The sequence below is a fragment of the Phycicoccus sp. Root563 genome, assembly GCF_001427915.1.
Taxonomy (GTDB): domain Bacteria; phylum Actinomycetota; class Actinomycetes; order Actinomycetales; family Dermatophilaceae; genus Pedococcus.
On record NZ_LMGM01000001.1, the window covers coordinates 2,701,812 to 2,727,165 of the forward strand.

Annotated in this window: 22 protein-coding genes; 10 read left to right on the forward strand and 12 right to left on the reverse strand. The window is 71.3% G+C overall.

Annotated features, from left to right (window positions below):
* Positions 1-1,047 carry a zinc-dependent alcohol dehydrogenase family protein gene (locus ASD62_RS12835; protein WP_056916293.1) on the reverse strand — a complete coding sequence of 349 codons (1,047 nt, stop codon included), beginning with the start codon at positions 1,045-1,047 and terminating at the stop codon, positions 1-3.
* Between the two features lie 117 nt (positions 1,048-1,164).
* Here ASD62_RS12835 and ASD62_RS12840 point away from each other — a divergent pair, with 117 nt between their 5' ends.
* Together ASD62_RS12840 and ASD62_RS12845 are read left to right on the forward strand one after the other, a co-directional pair.
* Positions 1,165-2,223: a hypothetical protein gene (locus ASD62_RS12840; protein ID WP_056916294.1), complete on the forward strand. Its 1,059-nt coding sequence runs from the start codon at positions 1,165-1,167 to the stop codon at positions 2,221-2,223.
* A gap of 54 nt (positions 2,224-2,277) precedes the next feature.
* Entirely contained in the window at positions 2,278-3,150 is an 873-nt protein-coding gene (locus ASD62_RS12845; RefSeq protein ID WP_056916295.1) for an LLM class flavin-dependent oxidoreductase, read from the forward strand.
* On the opposite strand, the gene ASD62_RS12850 is transcribed toward ASD62_RS12845, so the two are convergent.
* The 4 genes from ASD62_RS12850 to ASD62_RS12865 all read right to left on the reverse strand — a co-directional run bounded on the left by ASD62_RS12850 (position 3,143) and on the right by ASD62_RS12865 (position 7,033).
* Positions 3,143-3,991 (reverse strand): anti-sigma factor domain-containing protein, encoded by an 849-nt coding sequence (locus tag ASD62_RS12850; protein WP_056916296.1) that lies wholly within the window; start codon positions 3,989-3,991, stop codon positions 3,143-3,145. The two genes, ASD62_RS12845 and ASD62_RS12850, sit on opposite strands and share 8 nt — an antisense overlap.
* On the reverse strand, positions 3,988-4,536 hold the full coding sequence (sigK, locus tag ASD62_RS12855; protein ID WP_235529196.1) for an ECF RNA polymerase sigma factor SigK: 549 nt from the start codon (positions 4,534-4,536) through the stop codon (positions 3,988-3,990). The genes ASD62_RS12850 and sigK overlap by 4 nt, the downstream gene beginning before the upstream one ends.
* A gap of 73 nt (positions 4,537-4,609) precedes the next feature.
* A complete protein-coding gene (locus ASD62_RS12860) occupies positions 4,610-5,248 on the reverse strand; it encodes a fasciclin domain-containing protein (protein ID WP_056916297.1) in 639 nt (212 codons plus the stop codon).
* A 216-nt stretch (positions 5,249-5,464) separates the two neighbouring features.
* On the reverse strand, positions 5,465-7,033 hold the full coding sequence (locus tag ASD62_RS12865; RefSeq protein ID WP_157581458.1) for a molybdopterin-dependent oxidoreductase: 1,569 nt from the start codon (positions 7,031-7,033) through the stop codon (positions 5,465-5,467).
* A gap of 97 nt (positions 7,034-7,130) precedes the next feature.
* Here ASD62_RS12865 and ASD62_RS12870 point away from each other — a divergent pair, with 97 nt between their 5' ends.
* Both ASD62_RS12870 and purF read left to right on the forward strand, forming a co-directional pair.
* Complete coding sequence (locus tag ASD62_RS12870; RefSeq protein WP_056916299.1) at positions 7,131-7,358, forward strand: hypothetical protein; 228 nt, start codon at positions 7,131-7,133, stop codon at positions 7,356-7,358.
* A gap of 30 nt (positions 7,359-7,388) precedes the next feature.
* Positions 7,389-8,927 (forward strand): amidophosphoribosyltransferase, encoded by a 1,539-nt coding sequence (gene purF, locus ASD62_RS12875; protein WP_056916300.1) that lies wholly within the window; start codon positions 7,389-7,391, stop codon positions 8,925-8,927.
* Positions 8,928-8,952: 25 nt separating this feature from the next.
* On the opposite strand, the gene ASD62_RS12880 is transcribed toward purF, so the two are convergent.
* Positions 8,953-9,936 carry a hypothetical protein gene (locus tag ASD62_RS12880; protein WP_157581459.1) on the reverse strand — a complete coding sequence of 328 codons (984 nt, stop codon included), beginning with the start codon at positions 9,934-9,936 and terminating at the stop codon, positions 8,953-8,955.
* A 183-nt stretch (positions 9,937-10,119) separates the two neighbouring features.
* On the opposite strand from ASD62_RS12880, the gene purM reads away from it, so the two are divergent.
* From purM to ASD62_RS12895, 3 genes are all read left to right on the forward strand, one after another.
* Positions 10,120-11,235, forward strand: coding sequence for a phosphoribosylformylglycinamidine cyclo-ligase (purM, locus tag ASD62_RS12885; protein ID WP_056916301.1), 1,116 nt, complete (start codon positions 10,120-10,122; stop codon positions 11,233-11,235).
* 206 nt (positions 11,236-11,441) lie between these two features.
* Positions 11,442-11,894: a hypothetical protein gene (locus ASD62_RS12890; RefSeq protein ID WP_157581460.1), complete on the forward strand. Its 453-nt coding sequence runs from the start codon at positions 11,442-11,444 to the stop codon at positions 11,892-11,894.
* Positions 11,895-11,948: 54 nt separating this feature from the next.
* On the forward strand, positions 11,949-12,470 hold the full coding sequence (locus ASD62_RS12895; protein WP_056916303.1) for a hypothetical protein: 522 nt from the start codon (positions 11,949-11,951) through the stop codon (positions 12,468-12,470).
* On the opposite strand, the gene ASD62_RS12900 is transcribed toward ASD62_RS12895, so the two are convergent.
* The 4 genes from ASD62_RS12900 to ASD62_RS12915 all read right to left on the reverse strand — a co-directional run bounded on the left by ASD62_RS12900 (position 12,467) and on the right by ASD62_RS12915 (position 16,141).
* Positions 12,467-13,015, reverse strand: a complete 549-nt coding sequence (locus tag ASD62_RS12900; RefSeq protein WP_056916304.1) for a cysteine hydrolase family protein — start codon at positions 13,013-13,015, stop codon at positions 12,467-12,469. The genes ASD62_RS12895 and ASD62_RS12900 overlap by 4 nt on opposite strands.
* The gene (locus tag ASD62_RS12905) at positions 13,012-14,514 is read right to left on the reverse strand and encodes a cytosine permease (protein WP_056916305.1); all 1,503 of its coding nucleotides are present in this window, start codon (positions 14,512-14,514) and stop codon (positions 13,012-13,014) included. The genes ASD62_RS12900 and ASD62_RS12905 overlap by 4 nt, the downstream gene beginning before the upstream one ends.
* Before the next feature lie 137 nt (positions 14,515-14,651).
* Entirely contained in the window at positions 14,652-14,849 is a 198-nt protein-coding gene (locus tag ASD62_RS12910; protein WP_056916306.1) for a DUF3073 domain-containing protein, read from the reverse strand.
* A gap of 167 nt (positions 14,850-15,016) precedes the next feature.
* Positions 15,017-16,141 (reverse strand): Glu/Leu/Phe/Val dehydrogenase dimerization domain-containing protein, encoded by a 1,125-nt coding sequence (locus ASD62_RS12915; RefSeq protein ID WP_235530697.1) that lies wholly within the window; start codon positions 16,139-16,141, stop codon positions 15,017-15,019.
* A gap of 201 nt (positions 16,142-16,342) precedes the next feature.
* Between ASD62_RS12915 and ASD62_RS12920 the strand changes: the two genes are divergently transcribed.
* From ASD62_RS12920 to ASD62_RS12930, 3 genes are all read left to right on the forward strand, one after another.
* Positions 16,343-16,531 (forward strand): BldC family transcriptional regulator, encoded by a 189-nt coding sequence (locus tag ASD62_RS12920; protein WP_056916307.1) that lies wholly within the window; start codon positions 16,343-16,345, stop codon positions 16,529-16,531.
* A gap of 175 nt (positions 16,532-16,706) precedes the next feature.
* Positions 16,707-17,786 carry a CaiB/BaiF CoA-transferase family protein gene (locus ASD62_RS12925; RefSeq protein WP_056916308.1) on the forward strand — a complete coding sequence of 360 codons (1,080 nt, stop codon included), beginning with the start codon at positions 16,707-16,709 and terminating at the stop codon, positions 17,784-17,786.
* A gap of 194 nt (positions 17,787-17,980) precedes the next feature.
* On the forward strand, positions 17,981-18,361 hold the full coding sequence (locus ASD62_RS12930) for a helix-turn-helix transcriptional regulator (RefSeq protein WP_056916309.1): 381 nt from the start codon (positions 17,981-17,983) through the stop codon (positions 18,359-18,361).
* 248 nt (positions 18,362-18,609) lie between these two features.
* Here the strand turns inward: ASD62_RS12930 and ASD62_RS12935 are convergent, their stop codons facing one another.
* Positions 18,610-21,969: a response regulator gene (locus tag ASD62_RS12935; RefSeq protein WP_056916310.1), complete on the reverse strand. Its 3,360-nt coding sequence runs from the start codon at positions 21,967-21,969 to the stop codon at positions 18,610-18,612.
* 37 nt (positions 21,970-22,006) lie between these two features.
* On the reverse strand, positions 22,007-25,249 hold the full coding sequence (locus ASD62_RS12940) for a PAS domain S-box protein (RefSeq protein ID WP_056916311.1): 3,243 nt from the start codon (positions 25,247-25,249) through the stop codon (positions 22,007-22,009).
* Positions 25,250-25,354 lie beyond the last annotated feature (105 nt).

Below are 25,354 nucleotides of genomic sequence, written 5' to 3' on the forward strand. Positions count from 1 at the left end.
TCAGGGGCGCAGCAGCGACTTGATCGCGCGGCGCTCGTCCATCGCGGCATACGCCTCGGCGACCTCGCTGAGCGGCAGCTCGAGGTCGAACACGGCGCCCGGGTTGATCGTGCCGGCGAGGACGTCGTCGCGCAGCTGCGGCAGGTACTGGCGCGCGGGGGCGATGCCTCCCGCGATCCCGACGTTGCGCACGAACATGTCGCGCACCGGGTACTCGATGCCGTGCGGCACACCGACGTACCCGACGGTGGCGCCGGGCCGCGCGACGGCGATGGCCGTGTGCATGGACTCGTTGGTGCCGACGCACTCGAGCACGGCGTCCGCACCGACGCCGTCGGTGAGCTCCTTGACCGCGGCGACGGCCTCGTCGCCGCGCACCTCGACGACGTCGGTGGCCCCGAAGTCGCGGGCGACCGCCTGGCGCGAGGCGCGCCGTGAGAGCGCGATGATGCGCTCGGCCCCCATGCGGGCGGCAGCGAGGACCCCGCTGAGACCGACCGCCCCGTCGCCCACGACGACGACGGTGTCGCCCTCGGAGACCTTGGCGGCGACACCCGCGTGCCAGCCCGTGCCCATGACGTCGGACAGGGTGAGCAGCGACGGGACGAGCGAGTCGTCCGGGACCTCACGGGTGGACACGAGCGTGCCGTCGGCCAGCGGGACGCGGACGTACTCGCCCTGACCGCCGTCGGCCAGCACACCGTCCCGGTCGTTGCCGCCCCAGAACCCGCCGTGCGAGCACCGCGACTGGATGCCGACCCGGCAGTGCGGACAGGTGTTGTCGGAGTACATGAACGGTGCGATGACGAAGTCGCCCGGGCGCAGGCTGCGCACCTCGGCGCCGACCTCCTCGACGATGCCGACGAACTCGTGCCCGATGCGGGTCGGCTCGGTCACGTCGTTGATGCCGCGGTAGGGCCACAGGTCGCTGCCGCAGACGCACGAGGCGGTGACCCGAACGAGGGCGTCGGTGGGGGCGACGAGGACGGGGTCGGGGACCTCGTCGAGACGGATGTCGCCGGGCGCGTGGAGGATCGTGGCCTTCATGGACCCAGCCTCCCACGGGGCGTGCGGAGGGACGCTACGTGGTTCCACGGATGCCGTGCGGGCACTCCCTCGGGCATGGTGGTCAGGTCTGCGTGCGTTCCGACCCGGAGGAGAGCCATGGCCGTGTTGAGCAGTCGAGGTGGCCGCCGCGGCTGGCTCGTCGCCGGTGCCGTCCTCGTCTGCCTGGGCTCGACCGGTTGCAGCCGTGCGACCGATGCCCCGGGCAAGGCGTCGTCGTCTTCGTCCTCCGTCACGGCCTCGGCCCCCTCGACGAAGGGCTGGCCCCCGGTCAGCGACCTCGTCGGGGCCGGAGGGACGGCACTCAGCGTCCAGGACGCCGACTGGCTGCAGGTCGTCGAGGGACACCTGTGGACGGCCGTGAGCAGACCCGAGGGCGGGGTGGTCCAGCAGCTCGACGACCGCGGACGTCCGCGGACGTCCATCGCCAACGCAGGTGCCGAGACGTGCACGGCGATGGACTCCGGCTTCCGTTCCCTCTGGGCAGCGGCCTGCGACCCGACGTCGGCGTCGGTCCTGCGCATCGATCCGTCGACCGGCGGGGTGCAGGCACGCGTCACCTTGACAGGGCTGCAGGTCCTCGAGGAGGGTTCTGTCGCCAGCGGGGAGGGGGCGGTGTGGGTGGTCACCGCCCCGCCGCAGCACCAGCTCGTCAGGATCGACCCGAAGAGCAACAAGGTCGTCTCGCGGACAGCCATTCCCGACGGCGTGGTGGCGGCACGGGCAGGGCTGGGTGGGCTGTGGCTCACCGACCCGATCAGGGGCGAGCTGCTCCGCCTCGATCCGCGCACCCAGAAGGTCGTGGCGACGGTGGCGACAGGGCAGGGGGCCCGGTTCTTCGCGGTCGGAGCGGGGGCGGTGTGGGTGCAGAACAACATCGACGGGACGGTCTCGCGGATCGACCCGTCCACCAACGCCGTCGTGGCGACGGTGAAGGTGGACGGCGGGGCGGTCGACGGTGGCGACCTGGCCGTGGGGGGCGGGTTCGTCTGGGCCCGGGTGTCGGACGCCCTGGTCGCCAAGATCGACCCGGCGACGAACGAGGTGGTCGCGCGGTACGGACCTGCCGGCGGCAGCGGGAGCGTCGCCGCCGACGACTCGGCCGTGTGGATCTCGGCCCACGACCTCGACGTCGTCTACCGGCTGCCGCTGGGGTGACCGTGGGCACGGGTGGGACGGGCCGCGTCCTGTCGCGCGGCATACCCTCCCTGCATGCGCCTTGGCATCACGATCCTTCCCGAGCACCGCTGGTCCGTCGCCGAGCCGTTGTGGCGCCGGGCCGAGGAGTACGGCTTCGACCATGCCTGGACCTACGACCACCTCGTCTGGGCCGGCCTGCCGAACTCCGCGTGGTTCGGGGCGCTGCCGACCCTGACCGCAGCCGCCACGGTGACCTCGACGATGCGGCTCGGCACCTTCGTCAGCTCACCGAACTACCGGCACCCGTACACGTTCCTGCGCGACCTGCTGGCCGTCGACGACATCTCAGGGGGTCGCCTGATCTGCGGCCTCGGCACCGGTGGCGACCTCGACTCGCGGATCCTCGGCGAGGAACGGCCCCTCAAGGAGCGGGTGCAGAGGTTCCACGAGTTCGTGGAGGTGCTCGACCGGCTGTCCCGCGAGGACCACGTGTCGCACGACGGGGCTCACTTCACGACGGTCGACGCGCGCACCCTGCCGGGTTTCGTGCAACGACCACGGGTGCCGTTCCTCGTCGCGGCGAACGGACCGCGGTCGCTGCGGCTCGCGGCCCGGCTCGGGCAGGGCTGGGTCACCTACGGCCGGGGTGGCGACACCCTGGAGGAGTGGTGGTCGGGGGTGGCCGAGCTGAGCGAGCTGCTCGACGAGGCCGAGTCGACCGCTGGGCGTGAGCGACCGATCGACCGCTACCTGTCGCTCGACGGCTCGCCGAGGTTCTCGCTCGAGAGCCCCGAGCTCTTCGAGGAGCTGGTGGGTCGGGCCGCGGAGCTCGGCTTCACGGACGTGGTGACGCACTGGCCCCGGACGAGCGCGCCGTACGCGGGGTCCGAGGCCGTGCTGGAGCAGGTGGCCGGGCGTCTCGACGCCCTGCGCCGACTCAGCTGAAGGCGAAGAGCGCCAGGGGCGCGGTCGTCGGCGACTTCGAGCCACCCGCCGGCTCGAGGGTGATCCCGGCAGCCAAGGCGCTCCTGGCGTCGCCGTCGAGCATGACGGCCACGGTCGGTGCGCTGCCGTGCGGCATGACTCCGGCGCTGACCATGCCCTGGTTGGGCTGGTTGAACCAGACCTGGAAGTCCTTGCCGTCGGGCGCCGCCGGCATGTTGTCGGCGATGATCACGGCCTTGCCCAGCGACGGGCTGCGGACGATGGTCACCTTGGCGCCGTCAACGGTCTGGACCACGCGCTGCGCGTCCTTGGCCTCGAGGACCTGCTCGGAGGCGGAGATCTGCTGGTTCCCCGTGCCGTTGTCCCACGGGCTCCACGCGATGCCACCGGCGACCAGCGCCACTGCGGCGGCTGCGCCGACGAGCCACTCGGCGACGGGGCGGCGACGACGCATCGGCACGACGTTCGACGGCAGGGCAGCCGGACCGACGCCGGGTGCCGGCTCGGTCTCGCCGTCGTCGGTGACGACCGGGATGCGGGCGACAGGGGTGCCGGTCGGGCCGGCGGTGCTGGTGGTCAGGGAGTGCTGGGCGTCCCCGGGCTGCTCGAGCGGAGGCAGCGGGCGCACCGTGCGGATGCCGGCCAGGACCGCATCACGCAGGGCGGCCGGGGGAGCGACCTCGCTGACGAGCGACAGGCTGGCAGCAGCGGCGCGAAGGCTCGTCACCTCGTCCATGCACTCGGGGCACTCGGAGAGGTGGAGCTCGAACGCTGCGCGCTCATGCTCGTCGATGGCATCGACGGCGTAGGCACCGACCAGGCTGTGGACGTCGGCACTCATTGCTGCACCCCCAGGGTGTCTCTCAGACGGATGAGTCCGTCACGTATTCGGGTCTTCGCCGTTCCCAGGGGAACGCCGAGGAGGGAAGCGACCTCGGTATGGGTGTAGCCACCGAAGTAGGCGAGCTCGACCGCCTTGCGCTGGGTCTCCGTCAAGGAGTCCATCGCGTTGCGCACGCGCTGGGCGTCCAGCCGACGTTCCACCGTCTCGACCGTCTGGTCGAAGGACCGCTCCTGGTTCCGGGAACCGTAGCTGTCCTCGCGGTTGGTGGACGCCTGCGCGGACCGCACCCGGTCGACCGCCTTGCGGTGGGCGATGGTGAGCATCCAGCTCACCGGGGTCCCACGCTCGGGGTCGAACCGGGCGCTGGTGCGCCAGATGTCGAGCAAGGCTTCCTGGGCGACCTCTTCGGACTGCGCCGGATCCCGTACGACGCGCAGCACCAACCCGTAGATCCGGGAGGACACCGCGTCATACAGCTTGGCGAACGCGGACTCGTCCCCGAGGGAACACATCCGCAGCAGCTCGCTGAGGTCCGGTGCCACGGCAGGACCTCCCCAAGTCGGGTTGGGACCTGAGGAAGTCGCTGCCATGGACACCATCATCGCTGATCCGGGCTTACTTGGGGAGCAGGACGCCGTCGATGATGTAGACGGTGGCGTTGGCGGTCTGCACGTTGCCGCAGACCACGTTGGCCGTACCGACCTTGAAGGACTCGCCGGAACCCTCGACGGTGATGGTGCCGCCACCCAGGGTCTTGTGCTCGCCGGCCAGGGTCTCCGGGGTCAGGCGACCCTCGACGACGTGGTTGGTGAGGACCTTGGTGAGCAGACCCTTCGGGTCCTTCATCGCGGCGTCCATCGTGGCCTTCGGGACGGCCTTGAACGCGTCGTTGCTCGGGGCGAAGACGGTGATGTCCTTGGCCGAGTTCAGGGTCTCGCCCAGGCCGGCCTCGCCGACGGCGGTGACCAGGGTGGACAGCGCGGGGTTGTTGCTCGCGGCGGTGGCGACCGGGTCGGTGGCCATGCCGGAGAACGAGCCCTTGCCGCTCGTGGGAACGGCGGCGCAACCGGAGCCGAACGGCTTGGCGGCCATGTCGTCGGTGGTGCTGGAGGACGAGGAGCTCGAGCTGCTCGACATCGGGGACGAGGAGGAGGACGTGGAGGCCGCGTCGGAACCGGAGTTCCCACAGGCGGCGAGGCTCAGGGGAAGGGCGAGGCCGAGGACGGCGATGGTGCTGCGGCGTGCGAGTCGCATGATGTGGCTCCTTGTTTCAGTGACGTTCTGACATCTGGCATTCGGCCCTGCTCAGGAGGCGGATTGGACTCTGGTGAAAGTTTTTTTTCGAGTCCTTGCCCCGGCGGTCCCTCGAAACCGTTGCGGGACAACGCCAAAGCCCCTGCCGAGCCAGGGCGGCTCAGCAGGGGCCTCGGTGCCGCATCACTTCGAAGTGTTGCGGCTGTTGATGATTCGTCAGGAGACGAGCACGACGATCGAGTGGTAGCCGGACGCTCCACCGGGGAACGGGTCGGCCTTCTCCTGGGTCTGGACCGTGCCGGTGCCGTCGGTGGCGCGCACCGTCAGGTCGTGGCGACCGCTCTTGGCATCCCACTCCCAGAACCACTGGCGCCAGTAGTCCGTGCCGCCGTCCGGTCCGAGGGTGGCCTTCTGCCACGGGCCGTCGTCCACGCGGACCTCGACCTTCTCGATGCCGCGGCCCTGGGCCCACGCGACCCCGCCGACAGCCATCTTCCCGGGCTTGTAGGTCGCGAGGCCTCGGGGCGTGTCGATGCGAGCCTGCGTCTTGACCTTCCCGTCGATGAGCCAGTCGCGCTCGGTCCAGTAGGCCTTGTCCTTGGCGTACGTCGTCGCGGTGAGCTTGGTGACCCACTTGGTGGCGCCGACGAACCCGTAGAGGCCCGGCGTGACCATCCGCGCGGGGAACCCGTGCTTGGGCGGGAGCGGCTCGCCGTTCATCGCCACGGCGATGATGGCGTCGCGGTCGTCGGTGAGGGCCTCGATCGGGGTCGAGATCGTCATGCCGTCGGTCGACTCGCTCAGGATCTGGTCGACGTTCGCCTTCACCCCGGCGCGCTCGAGGAGGTCCTTGATGCGGACGCCCTGCCACAGGGTCGAGGAGATGTAGGGGCCGCCGACCTCGTTGCTGACGCAGTTGAGGGTGATGTACTTCTCGATCATCGGCATCTTGAGCAGCTCGTCGAAGGTGATCGAGTAGGGCTTGTCCACGTCCCCGCCGATCTCGAGCTTCCAGCTCTTCACGTCGATGCGCGGGATGACCAGGGCCGTGTCGACGCGGTAGAAGTCCTTGATCGGGGTGCTGAAGGCGCTGATGCCCTTGACCTTGGTCTCCAGCCCGGCCGGCAGGGCCGGCGCGGTGTTCTGCGGGGTGGGCAGGGACACCGAGGACGGCAGCGTGGGCGGAACGGCCAGCTTCTGGCCGAGCGTGCCGACGGCGGCTGCACCGACCGTGGCGCCGGCCGCACCGATGAGGAAGTTGCGTCGCCCGGTCGTCGAGGCGACCCCCGGGGCCTGCGCGGAGTGGTCGAGCGGGGACTCGTGAACGGCCGCCTCGGTGGCGCCGGTGTTCAGCAGGCGCAGGAGCCCGAACAGGACCCCGACGCCGACGACCGCCGCGGCGAACGCGGGCAGGATGTCGACCGGCGAGGCGGTGGGTCGCAGCATCGCGGCCAGTCCGGCCAGGCCGGCGAGCAGCACGACGAGGACGCCGGCTGCACTCGGCCGCTTGCGGGCCAGCAGGCCGATGCCGAGGGCCGCGAGGGCCGTGACGAGGGCGACGCTGGAGAGCAGGACGGGCTTGTCGTTGGTGCCGAAGTGCTGGATCGCCCATTCCTTGACCGGGGTCGGGGTGGCGTCGATGACCGTCGAACCCACGGACAGCACCGGCGAGGCCGCCGGGTTGACCAGGGCTGCGACGAGGTGACCCACGGCCATACCGGTGAGGGCCGCGAGCAGGCCGCTGACGGCATACCTGAGGCGTTGGCTCTTCGAAGTGGGTTCCATGACCTCCATTCGTACCCGCCGGGGGCAACGGATGGGTAGGGGGTGGCGTCGATCAGGGCCCGGCAAGGCCTCGGGGAGGGGGAGGTAGCGTGGACCCGTGCCTCCCACCCGTCGCTACCCGAACTTCGTCGCCTTCATCTCGACCGGGGCGATCCTCGGTTTCATCGTCGGTTCGGTGTTCGCCTACTACGGCGGCAGCAACACCACGGAGTTCGGCCGTTCCTACAGCGAGTCGTCGTCGGTGCTGTTCCTCGGGGTCCTCGGCGCCTGCGTGTTCGGGCTCCTGGCCGCGGTGGTGGCCGTGCTTCTGGAACGCCGCGACTGACGCCGTTCCCCCTGTGGGAGACTGAGCCACGTGGCACGTGGCGACGGACAGCTGACGCACGACCTCCTTCCGAACGAGAAGGGCCCGCAGGACGCCTGCGGGGTCTTTGGCGTCTGGGCTCCCGGGGAGGAGGTCGCCAAGCTCACCTACTACGGCCTCTACGCCCTGCAGCACCGCGGGCAGGAGTCGGCCGGCATCGCGACCTCCGACGGGCGCAGCATCCTCGTCTACAAGGACATGGGCCTGGTGTCCCAGGTGTTCGACGAGCGGTCGCTCGCCTCCCTGCGCGGACACCTCGCCGTCGGCCACTGCCGCTACTCCACGACCGGCGGCTCCACGTGGGAGAACGCCCAGCCCACCCTCGGCGGCCACGCCGAGTCGACGGTGGCCCTGGCCCACAACGGCAACCTCATCAACTCCGCCGAGCTGCGCGAGCTGGTCGCTTCCCGCGCCGAGGAGGGGTTCGCCCACGGCGGCGGCGAGCTCGTCCGGGGCAACACGACCGACACCGCCCTGGTCACCGCACTGCTCGCTGACGACCCCGACCGTTCGCTCGAGGCGGCGGCGATGGACATCCTGCCCAAGCTGCAGGGCGCCTTCTGCTTCGTGTTCATGGACGAGCACACCCTGTATGCCGCGCGCGACCCGCAGGGGATCCGTCCCCTGGTCCTGGGCCGCCTGGACCGTGGCTGGGTCGTCGCCTCCGAGACCGCCGCCCTCGACATCGTCGGCGCCTCGCTCATCCGCGAGGTCGAGCCCGGTGAGCTCATCGCCATCGACGAGGACGGCCTGCGCTCACAGCGGTTCGCCGAGACCGCGCGCAAGGGCTGCGTCTTCGAGTACGTCTACCTCGCCCGCCCCGACACGACGATCAACGGGCGCGGCGTCCACGAGTCCCGCGTCGAGATGGGTCGCACCCTGGCCCGTGAGCACCCCGTCGAGGCCGACCTGGTCATGCCGACGCCGGAGTCGGGAACACCTGCGGCCATCGGCTACGCCCAGGAGTCGGGCATCCCCTACGGCCAGGGCCTGGTGAAGAACTCCTACGTGGGGCGCACCTTCATCGCCCCGTCGCAGACGATCCGCCAGCTCGGCATCCGGCTCAAGCTCAACCCGCTGCGCGAGGTCATCAAGGGCAAGCGCCTCGTCGTCGTCGACGACTCGATCGTCCGCGGCAACACCCAGCGGGCCCTCGTGCGGATGCTGCGTGAGGCCGGGGCGGCCGAGGTGCACGTGCGGATCTCGAGCCCGCCGGTGCGCTGGCCCTGCTTCTACGGCATCGACTTCGCCACTCGGGCGGAGCTCATCGCGACCGGCATCGGCGTCGAGGAGGTCTGCACCTCGATCGGCGCCGACTCCCTCGGCTACATCAGCGAGGAAGGCATGATCGCGGCGACCGAGCAGCCGGCCGACCAGCTGTGCACCGCGTGCTTCTCCGGCAAGTACCCGCTCGAGCTCCCCGACTCCAGCCGGCTGGGCAAGAACCTGTTCGAGACCCTGCCCCTCGACGTCGACGGGGTGACCCTGGGTGTCGGCGGCGGCGCCGCGGACGCCCTCACCCGCCCCTAGGACTCCCCCGGTTCGAGGTATTCGCCTACCGGGATCTGGTGGCTGAATACCTCGAACGAGGCAGGTGGCCGACGCTCAGCCGAGCGTGGGCGGTGACCACTTGGTCCATGAAGCGCCGTTCCTCGAGTCGCAGCCCGACGAGGTTCATGCGCAGGACGGTGTGATCGGTCAGGGCGAGCTCGTTCTGGCGGAGGTGGTCGTCAGTCACGGACAAGCCCATCTGGTGGCCGGCGCCATCGATCTCCACGGCGAGACCGATGTCCTCCCACGCCACGTCGAGGTACACCCGTCCGCGCACGCCGTGGCGCAGGACCTGGCGGCTCGGCTCCGGCAGGCCACGGTTCCGGCAGAGTCGGGCGAAGTCGAGCTCCCCGAGCGACTCTGCGCCGAGGGCGATGTCGCGTGCCAGCATCGGGATGAGCCGCCTGCGCGTGCGCCCGCGGGTCGTGTGGGCTGCCTCGAGCAGCTGGGCACCGGTGCAGAGGCGCTGTTGCACGGGCATCACCAGGAGGAGCGCCGCCTGGCGGTCGCTGGTGGCCCATCGGGCAGCTCGCACCGCGGCCAGCGCCGGGCGGGTTCTCGGCACCCCCGGCGTCATCACCTCGTCCTCGACTCTCCGGGCCAGCTTGTGCACGCGCACGCCTACGACGGGTTGGACTGCCGCGGTGTGCTTGACCGACACATGGACCATCGCGTCCTCGAACCCGGTGAGGCCGGCCGCCTGCAGGGCGCTCACCCCGTCGAGGGCAGCGATCCCGACGCCCACCTCCCACACCGCCCGTCGTCGCCAGCCGCCGGGACCCAGCGGGCCGGTGTGCAGGGCGACGGTCTGCCTGCCGTGTAGGCGCCAGCGTCCGGCAGACACCTCCCGACGGATCATGCGGTCGTCGATGCCGATCCCTGCCAGCAGGTCTCGGGACAGGACGCCATCGACGGCGTCGGGCAGCTGGGCGGCAGCACTCCTCCGCCAGCCGGTCGTCCGTGGGGTCAGGACGTCTGCCGTGGTCATGCGACGACGCTGTCCCGTGAAGCCCGTGCGGAGTGGCCTGCACCGACGAGCTGTGGAGGCCACGGCACCGCCTGACCCGCCTGTGGACGGGCGCCCTCCATCCGTTCGAGGTATTCGGCTACCGCATCCCGGTAGGCGAATACCTCGAACGGGGGGGAGTGGCGCGGGGGCTAGGCTGGCCGCGTGAGCGAACCGATCACCTATGCCTCCGCCGGCGTCGACGTCGAGGCCGGTGACAAGGCCGTCGAGCTGATGAAGGCCTCGGTCCGTCGGGCCACCCGCCCCGAGGTGCTGGGCGGCCTGGGCGGGTTCGCGGGCATGTTCGACGCCAGCGCGATCGCGCGGATGACCCGCCCAGTCCTCGCCACGAGCACCGACGGCGTGGGCACCAAGGTCGCCATCGCCCAGGCGCTGGACCGCCACGACACCATCGGGTTCGACCTGGTCGGCATGGTCGTCGACGACATCGTGGTCTGTGGCGCGGAGCCGCTGTTCATGACCGACTACATCGCCACGGGACGCGTGGTCCCCGAGCGCATCGCAGCCATCGTCTCCGGCATCGCCGCAGCGTGCGAGCAGGCCCGGGTCGCCCTCGTGGGCGGCGAGACCGCGGAGCACCCCGGACTGCTCGAGCCCGACGAGTACGACGTGGCAGGTGCCGCGACCGGGGTCGTCGAGCATGCCGACGTGCTGGGTCCCGACCGGGTGCGTCCCGGCGACGTCGTGCTGGCCCTCGGCTCGAGCGGGCTGCACTCCAACGGGTACTCGTTGGTGCGCAAGGTGATCGGGGCGGCCGGTTGGCAGCTCGACCGTCACGTCGAGGAGTTCGGGCAGTCGCTGGGGGAGGAGCTGCTCACCCCGACCCGCGTCTACTCCGCCGACCTGCTCGACCTCATCCGCACGGACGGCGTGGACGTGCACGCCCTCTCGCACGTGACCGGTGGTGGGCTCGCCGCGAACCTCGCGCGCGTCCTGCCCCGCGACGTCTTCGCCAGGCTGGACCGCTCCACCTGGACCCCGCCCGCCGTCTTCTCGACCGTCGGCAGTCTCGGTGGCGTCCCCCGCGCCGACCTCGAACGCACCCTCAACATGGGGGTCGGTTTCGTCGCCATGCTCCCGGCCGACCAGGTCGACGCGGCGACCCGGGAGCTCGCCGCGCGCGGCATACCGGCGTGGGCCATCGGTGAGGTGAGCGACCTCGAGGGAGCTGCGATCGCCGACGGCGTCGAGGTCGTCCACGGGGCCAAGGGCGTCGACGGTGGTTCGGTGCAGGTCGTCGGGGACCACCCCTCGGCCTGACCGGCCTGACCGGCCTGACCGGCCTGACCGGCCTGATCGGCCTGATCGGCCTGATCGGCGTGATCGGCCTGGCCGACGCGACGGGGTGACCTCGGGCGATCCCGGGGCGAAACCCCTATACCGTGCTCCGGACTCCACCACCTGACGCAGGGCTGGGCCGCGTTCTGGTGGAGGGCGACCGCCGACGGCCTGCCTAGCCTCGAAGCGTGAGCCTCATGCACTTCCTGCGCAAGCAGCCCGAGGAGCCGGCGCCGGTCGAGCGCCACGAGCTGCGCCAGTACCGCTACCTGCTGCGGACGGCCCCACCCGAAGCCCTCGACGCCCTGCACCTCGACGCCCTGCTGGTCCTCGACCCGGCGGTCCGCGCGATCATCCTGCGGACGGCGCAGGAACGCCTCCAGACCGGGCGCGACCTCACCGTGGACGACATCCACCGCCTCGCCCGCCTCATGACCGTCGCGGAGATCCGCACCCCCGGGGTGCTGGTGTCGGGCCTGGTCGACATCGCGCACGAACGCCTCGCCCGTGCCGTGCTCCGGCAGGCAGCGCAGACCGACCTCCTCGACGGGTACGACACCTGGGACGGTATGGACCCCGACCTCGCCACCAGCGCACGGCGCCTGTCGCCGCCGCCGGAGCAGCTCCGTCGGGGTGCCTGACCCCGACCTCGCGAATGCCTGGCGCCCGGGACGACCACGGTCCTACCCTGGATCATGACGATCTTCGGTCGGGCCAAGGTGTCCGTGCAGCCGGCCGCCCACGCGGAGGACCCGGTCGAGCGGCAGTACCGGTACCTGTTGCGCACCGCCCCCACCGATGCCCTGGAGGAGGCGCACGTCGAGGCCCTCGAGGCGGTCACCGAGCAGGTGCGGGACGCTGTGCTCCGCACGGTCCAGGACGCCCTGGTCGCCGGGCAGCGGCTCACGACGGGTGACCGTCGCGCGATCGCGCGGCTGGTGACGGCCGGTGAGCGACGGGCGCCCGGGGTGTTCCTCGCCGCCTGCCCGGCCGGTCCGCGGCGCCGGCTGGCAGACGCCGTCGTGGCGTCCGAGGCAGTGTTCGGCCTGTTCACCGGGTATGCCGCGTGGGACGGCGCCGATCCGGAGCCCGCCGACCTCGGGGTGGACCACGGAGGAGCGCACCCGGTGGACCGGGGCGACCCTGCCGCCGAGGCCAAGGCGTTCGCCTACGGACACGCCGCTGCCGTCAGCACGTGGGGCACCAGCGGCGGCTAGCCGCAGGTCGCGAGGACCTCGTCCGTGGTCGCGAGGTGGACGAGCGGACCGTAGAGGGCCATGACGTCCAGCGCCTTGGTGTGGTTCTCGTCGGTCGAGCCCGCGCAGGCGTCGGTCACCACGGTGACCGACGCGCCGGCGTCAGCCGCGGCCAGGACGGTCGAGATCACGCAGCAGTCTGTCGCGACCCCGGCGACCACGAGGCGGGGGTGCTCGCCCACGGCGGGACGCAGCACCTCCCACTTGCCGAACGTCGGTGCCGTCACGACGCGCGCCGGCAGGTCGGCCACCTCGTCGGTCAGCGCGTACAGCGGGTCGTCATCACCGACGAGCGCCCACGGGAAGTCCTCGTAGTACGGCTTCCACGCACCGTCCGGGGCCGCCGGTGCCACGAACCGGGTGAGGACCGTGCGGTCCGGGTATGCCGCGGCGAGCCGGCGCGCGGAGCTCGCCGCGGCGGCATACCGGGGGGCGCACCAGGCGCTCGAGGGGTCGCCGAAGACGCGCTGGAGGTCGATCCCCACGAACCAGGTCGTCCCGCTCACGCGCGGGACCCCGTGCCCTCCTCCTGGCGGCGGACGGTCCCGCGGCGCAGCACCAGGGTCGCGACGAACGACAGGACCAGCGCGAGGAGCACGCCGAGGTTGGCGTACGGCCAGTTGCCCTCCCAGAACGCGCCGGCGGGGTCGTCGACGAACTTGCCGAGGCCGAGCGGCTCCAGCAGGTAGCCCTGCCAGTTGTTCCAGGAGGCGTCCTTGGCGAAGCTGTTGACGACCAGGCCCCAGCCGATCACGGACGTCACGACCATCGTGCCGATCGAGGCCCAGTCCCATGCGCCGTACCGGCCGGCCGGGTCGAACAGCGCCGCCTCGTCGTAGTCGCGCTTGCGCAGGACGATGTCGGCGATCATGATCCCGGCCCACGAGGCGAGCGGGACGCCCAGGGTGATGAGGAACGACTGGAACGGGTTGATGAAGCTGTCGGCGAAGAAGACGACGTAGATCGTGCCGACGGTGAGGATGACCCCGTCGACGAACGCGGCCCGCGGTCGCGAGATGCGCACGCCGAGGGACAGCAGCGTCAGGCCCGAGGAGTAGATGCCGAGGACGGCACCGCTGACCAGGGCCAGGATCGCTGCGAGCAGGAACGGCACGAGGAACCAGGTCGGCAGGATCGTGGCCAGGGTGCCCACCGGGTCGGACCCGATGCCCTCCAGCAGCTTCTTGTCGGAGCCGGCGAGGGCCAGCCCGAAGACGACGAGCAGCACGGGCGCGAGCGCGCCGCCGAAGGTGTTCCACCCGACGATGGAGGCGCCGGAGGCGTCGCGCCGCTGGTAGCGGGACCAGTCGGCGGCGATGTTGATCCAGCCCAGGCCGAAGCCGGTCATCACCAGGACGAGGGCGCCGACGACCTGCTGGGTGGAGCCCGAGGGGAGGTCGGAGACCGTGGACCAGTTGATGTGTCCCACCGTGAGCGCGATGTAGACGACGCTGACCGCACCGGTGATCCAGGTCAGCCAGGACTGCAGCCGCATGATGACGTGGTACCCGGCGACGGAGGCCGCCACGACCAGCGCCGCCGTCACGAGGCTCGCCACGATCTTGGTGGCGGTGCCGCCGCTCCACCCGAGCTGGGTGAAGATCGTGGCGGTCGCGAGGGTCGCGGTGATGACCAGGAAGGTCTCCCAGCCGATCGAGGTCAGCCACGACATGACGCCGGGGACCTTCTGGCCGGTCACGCCGAACGCGGCTCGCGAAAGCACCATCGTCGGTGCGGAGCCCCGCTTGCCGGCGATGGCGATCACGCCGCACAGGGCGAACGACACGACGACCCCGACGACCGTCACGACGAACGCCTGCCAGAACGAGATGCCGAACCCGAGGACGAATCCGGCGTACGACAGCCCGAACACCGAGACGTTGGCCGCGAACCACGGCCAGAAGAGGTCGGAGGGCCGGGCGGTGCGCTCGGCCTCGTCGATGATCTCGATGCCGGTGGTCTCGACCCCGAGACGGCGCGTCTGCTCGCGCGTGTCAGTGCTCATGGCGCGAGCGTAGGCCCTGACGGCCCCCACCACTCATGCGCCACGGCACGACGCCATGACGACGTGCCGTGGCGCGGCGGTGAGGACACACGGGCAGGGCCCGCGCATGAGGTGGTGTGGTCGGTCGAGCGTCCGGGTCAAGCTTGACCCGAGGCCCACTTCCCGTACTCGTCGTACTCGTCCTCGCTGACGGAGGTGTCGGACTTTCGGTCCGGCTCCGCGTAGGAGGACCCGTGCAGTTCTTGCTCAAGCGCACTCAGGTCGGTGTTGGGAGAGAAGTACTTCAGCTCCCGGGCAACCTTGGTCTGCTTGGCTTTGGCCCGGCCGCGCCCCATGGCGTGACCCCCTCATGCGTCTGGCGGGACGGCATCGCTGGGTCCGAGTCGTCGTGATGACGGCTCGACTCCGCGGAGCGGTCCCGGGAATCGTGTATTTGTCGTGGGGCCAACGCTACATGAGCGTGGCAAGTTTGGCGGCAGGACTCCCGGCTGACGGGACGAGATCAGCGTGCCGGCAGCCAGATCCCGCCGGCTGCCCCGGCCGCCATCCGCTCCTCGGCGATGTGGTCGGCGGCCGCTGCAGGCGTGATGTCGCGTGATGTCGCGGTCTCGAGGACCTCGAGGGTGTGGTCGAAGATCGCCGCGGCGCCCTTCTTCGCCCGCTCGAAGTCGAACCCGTGCAGCTCGTCGCTGACCTGGATGACGCCACCGGCGTTGACGAGGAAGTCGGGGGCGTAGGTGATGCCGCGGGCCTTGAGCTGGTCGGCGGTCCCGCCCGGGCCCTCGGTCACGAGCTGGTTGTTGGCACCACCGCACACCACGGTGGCCCTCAGGGCGGCGACGGTCTGCTCGTCGAGCGCCCCTCCGAGTGCGCAGGGGGCGTAGACGTCCAGGTCGGACCGGACCAGGGCGTCGGTGTCGGCGACGACGTCGATCTGGGGGTGGGTGGCCTTGAGCGCCGCGACGGCCTGCTCGTTGACGTCGGTCACCACGACGTGCGCGCCGTCCTCGAGGAGGTGGCCGGTGAGGATGCGACCCACCTTGCCGACGCCGGCGATGCCCACGGTCCGGCCCTTGAGGGTGGCCTCGCCCCACAGGTGCTGGGCGCACGCGCGCTGGCCCTGGAACACGCCGTACGCGGTCAGGACGGAGGAGTCGCCCGCGCCGCCGTTGCTCTCCGAGCGCCCGGTGGCGAAGCGGGTCGTCTCGCTGACGACGTCCATGTCGGCGACGTAGGTGCCCACGTCGCAGGCGGTGACGTACCGGCCGCCGAGGCTCTCGACGAACCGGCCGTAGGCGCGCAGCAGCTCCGGGGTCTTGTCGGTCGCGGGGTCGCCGATGATGACGGCCTTGCCCCCACCGAGGTCGAGCCCGGCAACCGCGTTCTTGTAGGCCATGCCGCGCGAGAGGCGCAGGACGTCGGCCAGGGCGGCCTCCTCGGAGGCGTACGGGTAGAACCGCGTCCCGCCGAGGGCCGGCCCGAGGGCGGTGCTGTAGATGCCGATGATGGCCCGCAGGCCGGTGGCGCGGTCGTGGCAGAACACGACCTGCTCGTGCTGGGCCATCGCGGCCAGGGGGCCGGGGGGCGTGGGCAGCACGGGGCTGGACGGCGACGAGGACGTGGTCACGGTGGTGACTCCTGGAGCTCGGTGGGGCGCTGGACGGGAACGGGATGGCGCGGGTCACGCGCCCACCCCAGCGTATTCCTGACCACCTGGTGGTCGTGTGACTAGTCCCAACGGGCCATGGGGGATGACCCGTATGGAATGTTCCCAAAGCATCCCCCTTGTCCGATTATGGAGAGACGTCCCCTGCACGAGGAGAAAGTCATGGTTACTCGCACCACCGAGGTCGAGAAGTTGCTCACCCCCGCGGAAGTCGCGTCACTGTTCCGCGTCGACCCCAAGACGGTCACCCGCTGGGCCAAGGCCGGCAAGCTCAACTCGATCCGCACGCTCGGCGGCCACCGCCGCTACCGAGAGGCCGAGGTTCGCGCCCTTCTCACTGACGTGATCTGAGCCGCTGACCGGCGTCCGGGGGCAGGGCCCGGGCGCTGGACCACCAGCGGCTCTCCATCACCGCTCACCCACGGGTGAGGTCACCACCGGCTCGGGAAGGTCGGTGGGGTCAGGGCCTTGACGGTCCGGACCTGCCTGGCCTCGTCCGCGGCCCCGCGACGGTACGTTGCGGACCATGGTCGACCACGCGCTGCCTGCTGCCCGTCGTGGCCCGCTCACCGATGTGGGTGTGGTCGAGGTCGGTGGGATCGGTCCCGTGCCGTTCGCGGCCATGCTGCTGGCGGACCTGGGGGCCGACGTCGTGCGTGTCGACCGTCCCCTGGACGACCTGAGCGGCACCCACGCCGTGCTGTTGCGTGGGCGGAGGTCGGTGGTGCTCGACCTCAAGTCCGACGTGGGTCGGACGGAGGTGCTGCGCCTGGTCGAGGCCAGCGACGTGCTGCTCGAGGGCTTCCGCCCCGGCGTGGCCGAGCGGCTGGGGTTCGGACCCGAGGTCGCCCTCGCGCGCAACCCGCGCCTCGTCTACGGCCGGATGACCGGGTGGGGACAGGACGGGCCGTATGCCGCGCTGGCCGGCCACGACATCACCTACCTCGCGATCAGCGGGGTCCTCGACGCGTTCGTCGGGGACGGCGGCCGACCCGTGCCACCCCTCAACCTCCTCGGCGACTTCGGTGGGGGTGGGGCGCTGCTGGCCTTCGGGGTGCTGGCCGGCGTGCTGCACGCTCGCGCCACCGGCGAGGGCCAGGTGGTCGACGCCGCGATCGTCGACGGCGTCGCGGCGATGACGGCGATGCAGCAGTCGCTCCTCGCCTCCGGGGCGTGGTCGGGGCCACGGGGCCACAACCTGTTCGACGGTGGAGCTCCGTTCTACCGCTGCTACCGCACCGCTGACGACCGGTGGATGGCGGTCGGCGCGATCGAACCGGTCTTCTACGGCCGCCTCCTGCAGGGTCTGGGCCTCCACTCCGCCGAGCTGGCCGCCGCCCAGATGGATGCTGCGACGTGGCCGGCGACGAGCGAGCGGCTGGCGAAGGAGTTCGCCCGTCGCACCCGGGCCGAGTGGGTCTGCGTGTTCGCGGACCTCGACGCCTGCGTGGCGCCCGTGCTCAGCCTGCAGGAGGCGAGGGAGGACCCCCACCTGGCTGCGCGCCACACGTATGCCGCCCGGGCGGGGTCCGTGGTCCACCCCGGCGTCGTGCCGCGGTTCTCGGCCACTCCGGGGTCCGCGGGCACGGCCAGTGCACCCCGGTGAAGGGATGAGTGCGGCGAGCCCCGGACGAACGCGGACGAAGCGCTTCGGCTGACAGGCTCGGCGAGTTGGGACTAGGAGGTGCTGGCCGAACGGACGACATCACGTTCAAGTATTGGCAAAGTTCCTATCCCCGACCTCCCAAGAAGTGTTCGATCATCACATAACTTACGCAGGTGTCTTCTAGGGAGCTCGTAGTGATCAACAGCCTCGGCCTTTTCGTCCAGGAGCAGATGAGCCTGCTCGGATGGACCCGCGAAGTCCTCTCCGAGCGCACCGGGATCGATGAGTGGACGCTGGCCACGATCCTGGACTCCCACGTCCTCCCCGGGTCGCCCGACACCGACGACATCGTGGCCCTCGCCCGGGCTTTCTCGATGCCGGTGCGTGAGATCGTCCTCCGTTCCGCCGAGGGGTGCGGCCTGCACGTGATGGCGCCGCTGAGCCCCACCGAGACCCTGCTCCTCGCCTCGAACGACGAGCTCATGCGGGAGGTGCGTCGCCGGCTCGCGCTGGGCGCCCGCACCGGTGGCTACCTCGCCGCCCCGGCCCAGCACTGGGACGTCGAAGCCGTCTGACCCCGCAGTACCCGTCCGAGCCTCCTCGGCCGGTCCTCGGCCCCTCCCTGGCCCCTCCCTGGCCACGGACGCCTGAGGACCCACCCCCGACCCCAAGAACTGCCCGCCCCTCGTGGTGGGGCCTGCGTGTCCTCAGGCTCCACCACGAGGGGCTCTGGCATTCCCCGCCGGAGGGCGCGTGGGCCGGGGGCCAGCCGCGGGCCGCTGACGTCCAGACCCGTGACCTTCAGGACTCGGGCGAGGGTCCCTCAGGCGTCGCGGCGCAGGGCCGAAGCCAGCCCCTCCAGGGCGGCCACGGCCCGCTGGCGCTCCCGGGCCAGGTTGTCGAGCACGCGGTCGTCGACGAGCTCACCCTGGTCGCCGAGGTCCTCGACCTCCTTGCACAGCGCGGCCAGGGCGGTCGCGCCCAGGTTGGCCGAGCTGCCCTTGAGGCTGTGCGCGGCACGGCCCATCTCCTGGGCGGCGCCGGTGTCGCGGGCCCGCACGAGCTCGCGCATCGTCTGACCTGAGTTCACGTCGAAGCGGTCGATGAACCGCAGCAGCATCGACGGGTCACCGGGTTCGAGGTCGAGCAGCTCCCCGAGCCGGTCTCGGTCGAGGACGTCCGTGTCGGCGTCGGGAACGAGGTCCGCGCCGGTGCCGCCGGTGCCGCCGGTCTCGCCGGTCTCGCCGGTCTCGCCGGAAGGCGTCGCAGCGGTCGGTGCCGACAGGGGAGCCGACCCCTGGGCCGAAGCCGGCGCCGACAGGGATGCCGGCGCACCAGCGGCCCCGCTCGTTCGCTCGGCGTCCGGCTGGACCCAGCGGGCCAGGGTCGAGCGGAGCAGGCCCACGTCGACGGGTTTCGTGAGGAAGTCGTCCATCCCGGCGAGCAGGCAGCGCTCGCGCTCCCCGGCGATCGCGGCGGCGGTCATGGCGATGATCGGCACCCGGGACGCGTTGGCCTCGTGGGCACGGATCGCCCGCGTCGCCTCGTAGCCGTCCATCTGCGGCATCTGGCAGTCCATGAGGATCGCGTCGTAGGCGCCGGGGTCCTCCACGAAGGTGGCCACGCCGATGACGCCGTTCTCGGCGACGGACGCGGCATACCCGAGGCTCTCCAGGATGCCCACGGCGACCATCTGGTTGACGGCGTTGTCCTCCACCACGAGGACCCGGCCGAGGTGGCCTGCGGGGCCGGCTGCCGCGGGCGGGCTCGGCGCGACCCCGCGCGCGTGGGCGGCAGAGCCGAGCGGCGTCGGGGCCGACGCGGCCACGGTCGCGAGGCTGTCGAACAGGCTCGAAGCGAACACCGGCTTGGTCAGGGCGAGGTCGATGCCGGCCTCGGTCAGGGTCGAGGACTTGAGGTCCATCGACGAGCTCAACAAGATGATGCGGGTGGCGGCGAACCGGCCGTCGCCGCGCACCATCCGGGCGAACTGCTCACCGTTGACGCCCGGCATGAGGTAGTCGAGCAGCACGATGTCGAACGGCGTGCCGTGCCGGTTCGCCTCGTCGAGCAGGCTGAGCCCTTCGACGCCGGAGGCGGCCAGGGACGTGTCGACCTTCCACGAGCCCAGCTGCTCCTCGAGGATGAAGCGGTTGGTCTCGTTGTCGTCGATGACCAGGACGCGCAGGCCGGAGACGATCGCCGTTCCCATCGTCGCAGGCACGGACACCTCGGTGGCGGGGGCGAACGGCGCCGTGAACCAGAACGTGCTCCCGCGACCGCGGGCGCTGGTGACCCCGATCTCGCCACCCATGGCCGTGACGATCTGGCGGCAGATGGCCAGTCCGAGGCCGGTGCCCCCGAACTCGCGCGTCGTCGAGGTGTCGCCCTGGGAGAAGGCGGTGAACAGGCGGCTCTGCACCTCGGGCGTCATGCCGTAGCCGGTGTCGGTCACCTCGACCCGCAGGACCACCGAGTCGTCCGGCGTCCCGCGCTCGAGGGAGGCCCGCACGACGACCTCGCCGCTCGCGGTGAACTTCACGGCGTTGGAGGTGAGGTTGGCGACGACCTGTCCGAACCGGACGGGGTCGCCGCACACGGCGGTCGGCAGGTCGGGCTGGCAGGACACCACGAGCTCGAGCGACTTGCGCCGGGCCAGCTCGGCCACGACGGTGCTGCTCTGCTCGATGACCGTGCGCGGGTCGAAGTCGACCTGCTCCAGCTCGAGCCGGCCGGCCTCGATCTTGGACAGGTCGAGGATGTCGTTGACCAGGGCCAACAGCTGGCGCCCGGCGTTGTCGATGCCGTCGGCGAGCCGGCGCTGGCGCTCGGTGAGCTCGGTGCGGTTGAGCAGCTCGGAGAGCCCGATGACACCGTTCAGGGGGGTACGGATCTCGTGGCTCATGGTGGCGAGGAACTGCGACTTGGCCACCGAGGCGGCCATGGCGTCGTCGCGAGCGGTGGCAAGGCGTTCGCGCGTCCACTCACGCTCGGCGACGCGGCTGAAGAGGGCTGCGGCCTGGCTGATGGTGACCGCGTCGCTCTCGGTCGGCGGCGTCGTGGCGCGGCTGTCCATGACGATGACGCAGGCGGCGCGGCCCTCGGCCACGATCGGGGCTGCCACCAGGGTCGTGCCCTCCGAGGTGGAGCCGACGGCTGGGGTGCGCTGCTGGACGGCCTGACGGGCCAGGCGCAGGGCCTCCTCGCGGTCGTCCTGGGGCGTCTGCCGCAGGTCGCCGTCGACCGGGTCGAGGCGACCGTCCTCGGCGACCATCCACGCGGCGACCGGACGCCACCCGGTGTGCGTGGCGACGTCTGCGATGACCGTGGGGACGACCTCGACGAGGCTGTTGGCCTGGTTGGCCGTCGTGGCCATCGCCGAGAGCAGGGCCAACGCCTGTTCGGCGTCCTTGGTGGCGGTGATGTCCTGGGACGTGCCACCCAGCCGGAGGACCTGGCCGTTGGCGTCCCGGGTCACCTGGCCGCGGCCGCGGATCCACATGATCTCGCCGTCCACCTGCACCGTGCGGGCGTCGAACTCGAAGGCGTCGCGACCGGCCAGCGCTTCGCCGATCGCCGCGTTGACCCGGTCCCGGTCGTCCGGGTGGAGCCGCTCGATGAACGCTCGGTAGTTGGGGACGGGCTCACTGCCCCGCTCGATCTCGTAGATCCGGTAGAGCTCGTCGGACCAGGTGACGACGTCGGCGCGGACGTCCCACTCCCAGCTGCCGATCTTGGCGATCCGCTGGGCCTCGGCGAGCTGTTGCTCGCGGTGCTGCAGGGTGTCGAGGAGGCGGCGCTGCTCGCTGTACTCGGTGACCCGGTGCAGCCACCCGACGTGGTCGCCGTCGTCGTCGAGGACGGGGGTGTGACTGACGAGCGCCCAGATGTCCGACCCGTCGCCGCACAGGAAGCGACACTCGAGGTTGTTCCCCGGGGTCCGGGTGGTGGCGAGGTTGGCCAGGTGGCGGGAGAGGTCGACCTTGCCCTGCTCGTCCATGCAGTCGTAGACCGACAGGGTGCGCATCTGCTCCGGGGTCCGTCGGAGGAGCTCACCGAGTCGGGCGTTGGCGAACACCGTCATGCCGTGCTCGTCGAACACCCACAGCCCGTCGGGAGATGCCTGGACCAGCCAGCGACTCAGGTCACCGGGGTCGACGTTGGCGAGGGCGGGGTGCTGCACCCTCCGATCTTCATGCATCAACAGGGGCCAAGCGTCGCTAAACGCTGGAAATCATCTCTTCGGTTGGTGCCAGGGGGAGTGTGAACGAGAACTGTGCCCCGCCCTGGGGGTGGTTGGTGCCCCAGATGCGTCCGCCGTGCTGCTCGACGAGCCCCCGGCAGATCGCCAGACCGAGGCCGGTGCCTCCGTGGCGCCGCGTGTCGGACGCGTCGGCCTGCCGGAACGGCTCGAAGATCACCTCGAACTGGTCGGGGGGCAGCCCGGGACCGTGGTCGCGGACCTCGAAGCAGACCTGCCGCCCGATCTCGCGCGTGGTCACCTGGACGACCGAGCCGGGGTCGGAGAACTTCACCGCGTTGGTGATGAGGTTGGTGAGCACCTGGATGGCGCGGTCCGGGTCGGCCATGACCCGGGCAGGCGACCCCTCCGCGTCGATCCGCACCCGCCGCTCGGCCACGAACGCCGCAGTGTCCTGCAGGCTGGCCGCGACGAGCGCGCTGGTGTCGCAGGCCTGCGGGTACAGCGCCATCTGGCCGGCCGCGAGGCGCTCGATGTCGAGGATGTCGGTGACCAGCCGGATCAACCGGTTGGTGCTCACGGTCGCGAGGTCCACCATCCGCCCTGCGGCTGCCGGGAGCTCGCCGGCCGCGCCGCCACCGAGCAGGCCGAGCGCACCCCGGATCGACGTGAGCGGCGTCCGCAGCTCGTGGCTCACCACCGCGAGGAACTGGTCCTTCATCCGCTCGACCGCGCGCTGCTCGCTCACGTCGCGGAACACGACGACCGCACCGCTCTCGACCCCCTCGGCGACGATGGGGGCGGAGATCCACTCGGAGTCGAACGCGGACCCGTCGGCCCGGGTGTGCCGCCCGAGGACGCGTGTCGCCACCGGCGCGGCGGAGCCGTCCTGCCCCTGAGTGGCCGACCCCTGAGTGGCCGACCCCTGAGTGGCCGACCCCGGTGTGACCGACCCCTGCGAGCCCGGTATGGCGTCGGGCTGGCTCCCGGCCGGGAGCCGCCGGGGGGTGGTGTCCACCTCGGCCCGCAGCACGACCTGCACCGGTCGGCCGATGATCTCCTCGCGGCGTCGGCCCACCAGGGCGGCCCCGGCCTCGTTGATGAAGGTGACGTGGTCGGTGTCGTCGACGCCGTAGATGCCTTCGCCGGCGGAGTTGAGGACGGTCTCCAGCCGCTTGGAGAGCCGGCGCAGCTCGAGGGCGTGGCGACCGAGGTGGTGCTCGGCCCGAGCGCGCTCCACGACGCGTCCCAGCTGCGTGCCGAGGTGACGCATGATCTGGATCGTCGCGCTGTCGAGCTCGCGGATCTCGGTGCTGAAGAACTCCAGGACGCCGACCGGCTCCTCGCGGATCATCAGCGGGAAGGCGCACCCCGAGACCAGGCCCGCAGCCGCGCCCTGGACGGCACGGCCCCGCTGGGCGCGCTCGTCGAGCCGGTCGATCCACTGGGGCTTGGCCTGCTCGAAGACGGTGCGGGGGAGCCCCAGCTCGCTGACCGGCAGCATCTCGGTGCGGGCGCGGAACTCGGAGCAGCACCCCGAGTCCTGGGAGTACCACTCGGAGTGCTGGAGGATGCCGGTGTCGTGGTCGGCGAGGTAGGCGTGTGCGAGCTGCCAGCCGCCGTAGTCGCAGAACGCCTCGAGCGTCGCGTGCAGGGCCTCCTCGACGCCGGACGCGGTGTTGGACGCGGTGGCCACCGACCCGAGCAGCTCGAGCGTCCGGGCCTGGCGGGCGAGAGCCAGCTCGGCGTTGCGCCGCTCGGTGATGTCCTGGGTGACCTTGCCGAAGCCGCGCAGCTCGCCCGACTCGTCGCGCAGGGCGGTGAGCACGACGCTGGCCCAGAACCGGGAGCCGTCCTGGCGCACGCGCCATCCCTCGTCCGTCGCGCGGCCCTCCGAGCGGGCCTGCTCGAGCAGCTGCCAGGGACGGCCGGCCTGCAGGTCCTCCTGGGGGTAGAAGGCGGCGTGGGAGCGCCCGAGGATCTGGTCCTCGGTGAAGCCGTGGATGCGCAGGGCGCCCTCGGTCCAGGTGATGACGTGCCCGTGCGGGTCGAGGTTGAGGATGGCGTAGTCACGGACCTGGGTGACGAGCATGTCGAGGTTGGCCTCGCTGTGCCGCAGGTCGTCCTGCAGGCGTCGCTCGTCCGAGACGTCGCGGAAGCTCCACACCCGCCCCATGGTCGTGCCGTCGACCCGCTGCGGCTGGGAGTAGCGCTCGTAGATCCGGCCGTCGAGGAACCTCAGCTCGTCGAAGCTGGTCTGCTCCGGGTGGTCGTACAGGTCGCGCACCTGCGCCACGAACCCGTCGGGGTCGACGAGCTGCTCGAGCACCGAGCCCATCACCTTGCCGTCGTCGCCGGAGTTCATCACCTCCCGGTCGATGCGCCACATGGACGCGAACCGCTCGTTGTGACCGACGATGTGGCCGTCACGGTCGACGACGAGGATCCCGTCGACGGTGGACTCGAGGGTCGCGGCCAGCAGGGCGCGCGAGGTGGCTGCGCGTTCGCGTTCCCCGGCCCGGGTCACGGCGAGCGCCGCGAGCTGCGCCGCCCACTCGGGGAGGTCGAGGTCGCCCTCGGGAGGCGGCGTGCCCGGCATGTAGTGGAGCGTGACGCAGCCCATCTCGCTGCCGTCCTGCCCCTTGATGGGGGAGGAGTGGGTGGCGCCCACGAACGTCGCGGTGACCGGGGGGTGGACCACCTGCGGCAGGTCCTTGACCGTGATCACGCAGCGGTGGGCGGACGCCATACCCATGACCTTGCGGGCCAGCCCCGCGAGCACCTCCGGCAACGAGGTCGGGCCGGCCAGCGCCTCGACCAGCTCGGCCTGGGCGGCGAGCATGAACCCTGACCGCTTCTGGTCGGTGATGTCGACGAGGAAGCCGTCCTGGACGATCCGGCCCTCCGCCGTCCGCGCCATGGCGGCGTCGTCGACGAGCCAGACGATCTGGCCGTCGGGACGGATCATGCGGTACTCGGAGCGGACGCGGCCGTCGACCTGGAGTCGGGACTCGCGGTCGAGCACCCGCTCGCGGTCGTCGGGGTGCAGGTGGCGCAGCCAGAGGTCGGGGTCGGCGACGAGGGCCTCGGGGGTGAGCCCGATCATGGCGGTCACTGCCGGGCTGGCGTGCAACCAGCGCCCTGCGGCACCCGGTTCGGCGACGTAGACGGCCACGCCGAGGCGGTGGGCCAGGGCCCGGTCCTCGGGTTGGAGGACGGGGCGCTCGGACCACTGCGTGAAGGGTCCCTCCCCTACCACCATGTCGCTCCCTCGATGCGTGGCCATGTCATCCGTGACGGGCGACCAACGAGTTCGATGGTAGGAGCCGAACTGTCCGATGTGCGCCCTTTGGTCGGAGTCGGGTCT